A 6,585-nucleotide genomic window follows, 5' to 3' on the forward strand; every position below is an offset into this window, starting at 1 on the left:
CCTTGGGGGGTGGTCACGCTGCGTACGGCCGGTTCGTCAGCGTAGGGACGGCGGACGGGGGCGGACGGTTGCCGCGCGGTGCCGCTCCGGCCCGCCTTCAGGAGGGCCCGGTTCCCCGGTTCAAGGGGCCGCCGTCACTTCCGGGCCGCTCTCCCAGCCCCTCCGCCAGCACCTCGGCCAGATGACGGGCCCTCCGTCCCGCCAGCTGCTCCAGCTGCGTACGGCACGAGTAGCCGTCCGCCAGGATCACCGTGGCCTCCGCGCCCTCCGTGGCCTCTGTGCTCTGCGATCCTTGCGATCCCTCCGTGCCCTGCATGCCCTGCGTGCCCTGCGTGCCCTGCGATCCCTCCGTCGCCGCCCGTACCGCCGGCAGCAGTTGCTCCTCCGCGCACGCCACCGACACCTCGAAGTGCCCCTTCTCGAAGCCGAAGTTGCCCGCGAGGCCGCAGCAGCCGCCCGCCAGGTCGCCCTTCAGGCCCGCTGCCTCGCGCAGCCGGCGGTCCGCCGTGTCGCCCAGGACCGCGTGCTGGTGGCAGTGGGTCTGGCCGACGACCGGGCGGTTCAGCTCGGGAGGAGTCCAGTGCGGGGCGTAGCGCTCCAGTGCCTCGGCGAAGGTCACCACCGCATCGGCGAGCCGCCGGGCGCGCGGGTCGTCATGGAGCAGTTCCGGCAGGTCCGTGCGCAGGGCGGCGGCGCAGCTCGGTTCCAGGACCACGATGGGCGGGACCTCCGGGGCGAGCTCCGGATCGAGCAGGCCGGGGAGCGGGTCGAGGACAGGTTGCAGCAGGTCCAGAGTGCGCCGCAGCACCGTGCGGGCGCGGTCCAGCTGGCCCGTCGAGACGTACGTCAGTCCGCAGCAGACCCGGGAGCGGCGGAGCGTGAGCGCGTTCATGCCCATCGGCATGACGTCGCCCTCGGGCGACCTCCTGACCTTCGTCCTCCTGACCTTCGTCCTCCTCGTGGGCGGCAGGACCACGACGATCCCCGCCGCCTCCAGTACCCGCACGGCAGCCTGGCCCACGGACGGCGACAGGTACTCGGTGAAGGTGTCCGGCCAGAGGTACACCGGCTCCCGGCCCCGGGGCTCGCCGAGTCCGAAGGACGAGCCGGGCGCGTCGAACAGCGCGCCGCCCCCGCCTCCGAGCCCCGTACCGTCCTCAACCCACCCCTTCTCCCGCTGTGTCCGCACCGCCGACACCGCTTGCCGCGTCCGTTCCCTGAACCTCTTGCGCCACCACCGGCTGAACGGCTCCCGGGCCAGCCGCGGAAGCTGCCGCTCCGCCGCGATCCCGGACAGCCGTTTCCCCGCCCGCGCCAACGGCCCTACGGCAGCGAGGCAGTTGACCAGCCACGCCGTCCGGGTGCGGGCCACCAGGCGCAGCCACACCGGCAGCCACCCCAGCGCGTAGTGCGCCGCCGGGCGGCGGCGGCCCGCGTAGTGGTGGTGCAGGAACTCCGCCTTGTACGTGGCCATGTCCACGCCCACCGGGCAGTCCGAGCGGCAGCCCTTGCAGGAGAGGCAGAGGTCGAGGGCGTCGCGGACCTCCGTCGAGCGCCAGCCGTCCGTCACCACCTCGCCCGCCAGCATCTCGTGCAGCAGCCGCGCCCGCCCGCGTGTGGAGTGCTCCTCCTCCCCCGTCGCGCGGAAGGACGGACACATGACGCCCGAGCCCGAGCCCGGGCCGGAGCCGGCGGACGTGGTGCGGCACTTGGCCACGCCCACGCAGCGTCGTACCGCCGCCGAGAAGTCGCCGCCGTCCTCCGGGTAGCCGAAGGCGACGTCCACCGGCTCGCGGGGCAGGACCGCGAAGCGGAGGTTCGAGTCGAGGGGGGCGGGGCGTACGAGCATGCCCGGGTTGAGCAGATCGTCCGGGTCCCATACGCGCTTCGCGCGCTCGAAGAGACGGACCGCCTCCTCTCCGTACATCCTCGGCAGCAGCTCCGCCCGCGCCTGGCCGTCCCCGTGCTCGCCCGACAGGGAGCCCCCGTGGGAGACCACCAGCTCCGCCAGCTCCTCCGAGAAGCGGCGGAAGCGGCCCACCCCCGACTCCGACACCAGGTCGAAGTCGATGCGTACGTGGATACAGCCGTCGCCGAAGTGGCCGTACGGCGTGCCTCGGAGGTCGTGGGCCGACAGCAGTGCCCGGAAGTCCCGCAGGTACGCGCCCAGCCGGGGCGGCGGCACCGCGCAGTCCTCCCAGCCCGGCCACGCCTCCCTGCCGTCCGGCATACGGGTCGCCGTGCCGCTCGCGTCCTCCCGGATGCGCCACAGCACCCGCTGGGCGGCGGGGTCGGAGACCACGAGCGCGTCCACGACGTCGGCCGCCCGCACGATCCTCTCCGCGCGAGCCCGCGCCTCCGCCGGCGAGTCGCCGCCCGTCTCCACGAACAGCCAGGCCCCGCCCCTCGGCAGCCCCGCGCCCGCGGGCACCAGGTCCGCCGCCATGCCCTCGACCGTCAGCGGTTCGTACGGCAGCAGCCCGGCCGCCGCCTCCGCGGCCGCGCTCTCGTCGGCGTACGCCAGCACGGCCAGCGCACGCGCGCGGGGCGCCTCGACGAGTCGTACGACCGCCTCCGTCAGCACCCCGAGCGTGCCCTCGGAGCCGCAGAAGGAGCGGGCCACGTCCGCGCCGTGCTCCGGGAGCAGGGCGTCCAGGGCGTACCCGGAGATACGGCGCGGGAGGCGGGAGAGGGAGGGGAAGTCCGTGCGCAGACGCGCCAGTTCGCCCTCCACCAGCGCGCGCAGGCCCTCGGGGGCCCCGGCCCAGTCGCGGCCCGGCCGCAGCCGCTCGCCGCGGCCGCTGATCACCGACAGCTCCTCGACGCTGTCCGCCGTCGTGCCCCAGGCCACCGAGTGCGACCCGCACGAGTTGTTCCCGATCATCCCGCCGAGTGTGCAGCGGCTGTGGGTGGACGGGTCGGGGCCGAAGCGCAGGTCGTGCGGGGCCGCTGCCTCCTGGAGGCGGTCCAGCACCAGGCCCGGCTGGACCACGGCACGGCGCGCCTCGGGGTCGAGCGACACGATCCGGTTCATATGGCGGGTGAAGTCCAGCACCACCCCCGTGCCCGTCGCCTGACCGGCGATCGACGTGCCCCCGCCGCGCGCCACGACCGGCACGCCGTGCTCCCGGCAGACGGACAGCACCGCCTCCACGTCGTCCGCGTCGCGCGGAGCCACGACGCCCAGCGGCACCCGTCGGTAGTTGGACGCGTCCATCGTCACCAGCGCCCGCGCCGTCACGCCGAAGGAGACCTCGCCCCGCACGGCCGCCCGCAGCCCGGACTCCAGCCCGGACGCCCCACCGGCCTCCGCTCCCGCCGCCGGCCCGGACGCCCCACCGGCCTCCGGTCCCTCCGCCGGCCCCGCGCGCACTTCCCCGAGATCCCTCATGCCTCCAGCATGCATCCCGCCACTGACAGTGACCGCACCGTCAGCACACAGCGACCACTCGGCCCGCCCGCAGCCGTCACGTGTCACCCTTCGAGAAGCCCGCCCGGATTCCGAGAACGGTCACGGAACCGCCACACCAGATCATGAACTCCCATATAGTGACGGCCAATTGAGCACCAGGTGTCACTTCTCCGCCGAAGGACACGCCCGAGGCCACGACCAACGCCACAGCCGAGGCATCGACCAGAGCCACAGCCGAGGCCACGACCGAGGACAACGACTGATGACGCCGCCCATCCCCCCAGGCGAACGGCCCACTCTCCGCGCCCTGGTGCCCGTGCCCCTGCTCACCGCCGTACTCTCCGGGCTCGCGGTCGGCGGGGCGGTAGCGTGGGCGCCGGAGTCGGTGCGATCGGTGTTCGCCTGGGGCGGCGGCGTCGCGGCCCTCCTGCTCACCGCCGCCGTCGCGATGGGCGTCCACGCGGGCCAGACCGCCGAGATCCTGGGCCGCCGCCTCGACACCGTCGCCCAGGACGCCGGCCGGCTGTTGCACGAACGGGCGCGGCTGGCCGAGGAGTTCAGCCAGGAGCGGGCACGGCTGAACGACGCCCTCATACGGGAACGGGCGCGCCTCGCGGAGGAGTTCGGGCGGGAACGGGCCGCGCTCGCCGAGGAGTTCGAGCAGGAGCGGCGCCGGCTCACCGCCGACCGCACCCGCCTCGCCGAGGAGAAGGCCGGCCTCGCCGAACGCGTCCGCACGGCCGAGAGCGAACGCTCCGCCGCCATCGCCGCCACCGCCAACGCGGCAGGCCGTATGCAGGCGCTCGCCACCGGCACCCTCGCCGACCTGCGCGAGATGGAGGAACGCCACAGCGACGAGAACGTCCTCACCGACCTCCTCCACCTCGACCACCGCACCGCCCAGGCGGGCCGCCTCGCCGACTCGATCGCCGTGCTCGCGGGCGCGCGTTCGGGCCGCCGGTGGGCGCGGCCGATCCCCATGGAGTCCATCCTGCGCGGCGCGATGGGCCGTATCGGTGGCTACCAGCGCGTACGTCTGCACTCCTCCAGCGAGGCTGCCGTCGCCGGACACGCCGCCGAAGGTGTCATGCACGCGCTCGCCGAACTCCTCGACAACGGCGCGAACTTCTCCCCTCCCACCGCCGAAGTCCATGTGTACGTCGAGGAGGTGCCCTCCGGCGTCATCGTCTCCGTCGAGGACGCGGGGCTCGTCATGAGCGACGTCCAGCTGCGCCGCGCCGAACGCGCCGTCTCCGGCGAGGGCGCCGGCCTCGGCGGGCTCTCCGGCACACGGCTCGGACTGGCCGTCGTCGGCCGCCTCTCCCGCAAACACGGACTGAAGGTGTCCTTCCGCCCGTCGGCGCGCGGCGGCACCGGCGTGCTGATGCTCATCCCGCAGGACCTGCTGGCGGGCGCGTCCGCCCCCGCGCCCACGCCCGCGCGGAAAGGGGAGCCCGCGCCGCCCGTACCGGCGCCGGTACCCACCTCGGCGTCCCCCGCCGGGCCGTCGTACGCCGCCGCCCGCGCGGCCCTGGACATGGACCCCGATCCCGTACCGACACACGAGTCCGCGGCGAGCCCGGACGGCCTTCCGTCGGACGGCCCACCGCCGGGCGACCGGGCCCCGGGCGACCCGGCCCCGGGTGAGCTGCCCAGCGGTCTGCCCAAGCGCCGCCGCGGCCACACCCTCGCCACCGCCCAGGCCCGCACCCGGAACCGCGTCACCCCCCGGCCCGCGACCGAGCCCCGCCGCGCCGACGACGCCCGGACCAGGGCCGCCCGCTTCAGCAGCTTCCGCAGCGCGATCCGCGGTCCCGTGCCCGACCAGGCGCTCGTCCAGGGCACGGCCACGGACACGCCGGCCGTACGGGAGCGGGTCCCGGAGGCCGTACGGGACGACGCCGCCGTACGGGACACAGAAACCGCACGGGAGGCGGAAGCCGCACGAAGCACCGACCCCGTACGGCACGACGAAGCAGCCGCTTCCTCCCCGCCGCGGCCACGACCGCAGCCCCGGCAACAGCCCCACCAACAACCCCAGTCCCAGCCCCACCCGGAAGGTGACCCCACTTCATGACCGGCCCCATCGGCTCCACTGGCTCCTCTGGCTCCTCTGGCTCCACCGGCACCAGCAGCGCCGACGAGAAGCTCGCCTGGCTCATCGAGGGCCTGCTGGAGCGCACGCCGGGCGCGCGGCACGCGCTCGTGCTCTCGCGGGACGGCCTGAAGCTGTGCCGGACGCCCGAGCTCTCCGTCGACCAGGCCGACCAGCTCGCCGCGATCGCCGCCGGCATCCAGTCGCTGTCCCACGGGGCGTCGGTGGAGTTCGGCGACGGCAGCGGGGGCGTGCGGTCGGCGATGACGGAGTTCTACGGCGGCGTGCTGTTCATCGTGGAGGCGGGCCGGGGCGCGCACCTCGCCGTCGTCACCGACGAGGACGCCGACCCCGGGCTCGTCGGGCACAACATGAGCGAGCTGGTGGAACAGCTCGGCGAGCACCTGAGCGCGCAGCCCCGCACCGTACGCGGTCCGGCACCCGGTACGGCCTCACCCACCTCATGAGCCGGCCCGGCAGGGACGACGCGCCCGACCGGCTCTACACCCTCACGGGCGGGCGCAGCAGATCCGCGCCCGACACCCCGTTCGACCTGGTGACGCTCGTGGTCGCCGAGTGCGATCCCGCGCCCGGCATGCAGTCGGAGCACACGGCGATCCTGCGCCTGACCGAGAGGCCGACGGCGGTCGTGGAGATCGCCGCCCAGCTGCGGCTGCCGGTGAGCATCACCAAGGTCCTGCTCTCCGACCTCCTCGCCACCGGCCGCGTCAGTGCCCGCCATCCGCACAAGGCCGCGGTCATCGACCTCGACATCCTGGAGCAGGTGCTCGTTGGACTCCGCAACCTCTGAAGATCGTACGGGGACCGGGACCTCAGAAGACCGTACGGGTACCGGACCTTCTGAAGACCGTACGGGGGCCGGGACCTCAGAAGACCGCACGGGTACCGGACCTTCCGAAGACCGTACGCAGGCCGAGCTCTCCGAAGACGGTGCGGCAGTGGTACGAGGACGAACTCGGCTGGGCCGCGGTGCCCGGAACGCCGGTACGGCTGCTCACGGGTCTGCGTTTCGATGTGCTCGACGTCCCGGCGGAGGCGGGTTTCGCGGCGCTGCGGC

General features: G+C 74.3%; 4 protein-coding genes and 1 pseudogene. 4 read left to right on the forward strand and 1 reads right to left on the reverse strand.

Annotated elements, in window-relative coordinates; translation table 11 throughout:
* Positions 1 to 97 precede the first annotated feature (97 nt).
* Positions 98 to 3,391, reverse strand: a complete 3,294-nt coding sequence (locus FNH04_RS38945) for an FAD-binding and (Fe-S)-binding domain-containing protein (RefSeq protein ID WP_152790703.1) — start codon at positions 3,389 to 3,391, stop codon at positions 98 to 100.
* A gap of 283 nt (positions 3,392 to 3,674) precedes the next feature.
* Between FNH04_RS38945 and FNH04_RS38950 the strand changes: the two genes are divergently transcribed.
* The 4 genes and pseudogenes from FNH04_RS38950 to FNH04_RS49550 all read left to right on the forward strand — a co-directional run.
* On the forward strand, positions 3,675 to 5,489 hold the full coding sequence (locus FNH04_RS38950) for an ATP-binding protein (RefSeq protein ID WP_152790705.1): 1,815 nt from the start codon (positions 3,675 to 3,677) through the stop codon (positions 5,487 to 5,489).
* Positions 5,486 to 5,974, forward strand: a complete 489-nt coding sequence (locus FNH04_RS38955; protein WP_152790707.1) for a roadblock/LC7 domain-containing protein — start codon at positions 5,486 to 5,488, stop codon at positions 5,972 to 5,974. The genes FNH04_RS38950 and FNH04_RS38955 overlap by 4 nt, the downstream gene beginning before the upstream one ends.
* Positions 5,971 to 6,318 (forward strand): DUF742 domain-containing protein, encoded by a 348-nt coding sequence (locus FNH04_RS38960; protein WP_152790709.1) that lies wholly within the window; start codon positions 5,971 to 5,973, stop codon positions 6,316 to 6,318. The genes FNH04_RS38955 and FNH04_RS38960 overlap by 4 nt, the downstream gene beginning before the upstream one ends.
* Positions 6,319 to 6,368: 50 nt before the next feature.
* A pseudogene (locus tag FNH04_RS49550) lies at positions 6,369 to 6,585 on the forward strand (SCO3374 family protein); the annotation flags it as partial.

The organism is Streptomyces phyllanthi, from assembly GCF_009377205.1.
GTDB lineage: Bacteria > Actinomycetota > Actinomycetes > Streptomycetales > Streptomycetaceae > Streptomyces > Streptomyces phyllanthi.